The organism is Streptomyces sp. NPDC059900, assembly GCF_050270335.1.
In the GTDB taxonomy this organism is placed as follows: Bacteria; Actinomycetota; Actinomycetes; order Streptomycetales; family Streptomycetaceae; genus Streptomyces.
The window spans coordinates 1-2,852 of sequence record NZ_JBNNJZ010000809.1 but is presented as its reverse complement, the minus strand read 5'-3'; the positions used below and the strand labels follow the sequence as shown (position 1 = coordinate 2,852).

The 2,852-nt window shown below is 67.9% G+C and carries 2 protein-coding genes; both read left to right on the top strand.

The genetic code is table 11. From position 1 onward, the window contains the following. The coding region (gene pulA, locus ACQKIP_RS44285) for a pullulanase-type alpha-1,6-glucosidase (protein ID WP_427745585.1) at positions 1-1,593 on the top strand (1,593 nt) is incomplete at its 5' end. A 99-nt stretch (positions 1,594-1,692) separates the two neighbouring features. Beyond that, positions 1,693-2,852, top strand: a 1,160-nt coding sequence (locus ACQKIP_RS44280) for an alpha-amylase family glycosyl hydrolase (RefSeq protein WP_427745584.1), incomplete at its 3' end; no start/stop codon positions are given.

Below are 2,852 nucleotides of genomic sequence, written 5' to 3'. Positions count from 1 at the left end.
GAGCAGCAGGCCTGCGTCATGAAGGCCGCCGCGAAGGACGGCTTCAACTGGGGCTACGACCCGCTCCACTACACCGTCCCCGAAGGCTCCTACGCCTCCGACCCCGACGGCACGAAGCGCACCACCGAGTTCCGGCAGATGGTCCAGGGCCTCAACGGCTCCGGCCTGCGCACCGTGATGGACGTCGTCTACAACCACACCGTCGCCAGCGGCCAGGCAGACAAGTCCGTCCTCGACAAGATCGTCCCCGGCTACTACCAGCGGCTGATGGCCGACGGCACGGTGGCCACCTCCACCTGCTGCGCCAACACCGCCCCCGAGAACGCCATGATGGGCAAGCTCGTGGTCGACTCCCTCGTCACCTGGGCCAAGGAGTACAAGGTCGACGGCTTCCGCTTCGACCTGATGGGGCACCACCCCAAGGCCAACATCCTGGCCGTCCGCAAGGCCCTGGACGCGCTGACCCCCGAGAAGGACGGCGTCGACGGCAAGAACATCGTCCTGTACGGCGAGGGCTGGGACTTCGGCGAGATCGCGGACGACGCCCGCTTCGTCCAGGCCACCCAGAAGAACATGGCGGGCACGGGCATCGCCACCTTCTCCGACCGCGGCCGCGACGCGGTGCGCGGCGGCGGCCCATTCGACGACGACCCCGGCGTCCAGGGCTTCGCCAGCGGCCTGTTCACCGACCCCAACGCGTCGAAGGCCAACGGCACCCCGGCCGAGCAGAAGGCCCGCCTCCTGCACTACCAGGACCTGATCAAGGTGGCCCTGACTGGCAACCTCGCCGACTACTCGTTCACCGACTCCGCGGGCAAGAAGGTCAAGGGCTCCGAGGTCGACTACAACGGCGCCCCGGCCGGATACGCCGCCGCCCCCGGCGACGCCCTCTCCTACGCCGACGCCCACGACAACGAAGCGCTCTACGACGCACTCGCCTTCAAGCTGCCCGCGGACACCACGGCCGCCGAGCGCTCGCGCATGCAGGTGCTCGCCATGGCGACCGCCACCCTGTCCCAGGGCCCGTCCCTCTCCCAGGCGGGCAGCGACCTGCTGCGCTCCAAGTCCCTTGACCGCAACTCCTACGACAGCGGCGACTGGTTCAACGCCCTGCACTGGAACTGCCGCGACGGCAACGGCTTCGGCCGCGGCCTGCCCCCGGCCGCCGACAACAAGGACAAGTGGTCCTACGGAAAGCCCCTGCTGACGTCCGCGTCCCTGACCCCCGGCTGCGCACAGATCAACGGCACATCGGCCGCCTACCAGGACCTGGTGAAGCTGCGCGCGACCGAGCCTGCGTTCTCCCTGGCCACGGCAGGGCAGGTCCAGTCCCGGCTCTCCTTCCCGCTGTCGGGCACATCGGGCGAGACCCCCGGCGTCATCACCATGCGGGCCGGGGACCTGGTGGTCGTCTTCAACTCGACCCCGCAGACGCAGAAGCAGAGCGTCGCTGCCGTGAAGGACACCGCGTACCGGCTGCACCCCGTCCAGGCCAAGGGCGGCGACCCGGTGGTCAAGTCGTCGTCGTACGAGAGGAGTTCAGGCACTTTCAGCGTCCCCGCACGGAGCGTCGCCGTCTTCGAGCGAGGCTGAGTCACGGGACCGCAGTCACGGGCCTGACCGGCCCCTGCACCCGTCCGGGCTGATGGCGCGTCGGCCCTCCCGCGTACCCCACTACGTACAGGAGGATCCATGACGCACCTCAATGCCGTCCGAAAGCCCAGAGCGCTACTGGCCGCCGTCCTGGCCGCGCTGTTCCTGACACTGCTGCCCGGTGTCGACGGCGCGGACAGGGCGGCGGGCGACGCCCGGAACGTGGCTGCCGGGGCGGAGCCGGCCAGCATGCTCGGCGGGGATCCGCGCGAGGACTCCATCTACTTCGCGATGACCGCCCGCTTCAACGACGGCGACACGTCCAACAACCGCGGCGGCAACCAGCACACGTCGTCCGGGAACGCGGCCAACAACGACCCCATGACCCGCGGCGACTTCAAGGGCCTCGCCGAGAAGCTGGACTACATCAAAGGTCTCGGCTTCTCGGCGATCTGGATCACCCCGGTGGTCATGAACAGGTCGGACTACGACTACCACGGCTACCACGGATACGACTTCTACGAGATCGACCCGCGCCTGGAGTCCGACGGCGTCTCCTACCAGCAGCTCATCGACCGGGCACACGCCAAAGGCATCAAGATCTACCAGGACGTCGTCTACAACCACAGCTCCCGGTGGGGCGCCAAGGGCCTGTTCACCCCGACCGCGTTCGGCGTCCAGGACGAGGAGTGGGGCGACTACTACGACGACAAGGTCGAGGGCAAGAAGTACGACCCGCTCGACGAGGACGCGCAGGGCAACCCCTACAACGGCGACCGCTGGTCCACCGCGGAACCGGCGGGCAACACCTGCAAGGACTGGGGCAAACAGTCGGGCACCGGTTCCGACGGCCGGAAGATCTACAACTGCCAGTGGCCGAGCCCCACGTCGGGCATGTTCCCCAAGGACAAGTACCACCAGTGCTGGATCGGCAACTGGGAGGGCGAGGACTCGCGCAGCTGCTGGCTCCACGACGATCTGGCGGACTTCAACACCGAGAACGCCGATGTGCAGGGGTATCTGATCGACGCCTACAACAAGTACATCGACATGGGCGTGGACGGCTTCCGCATCGACACCGCCGTGCACATCCCGCGCACCACCTGGAACCGCCGCTTCCTGCCCGCGCTGCACGACAAGCTGGTGGCGAAGTACGGCGCGGACAAGGCCGGTGACTTCTATGTCTTCGGCGAGGTCGCGGCCTTCGTCAACGACAAGTGGAACCGCGGCTCGGTCAACCACTCCGCGCAGTTCTACAC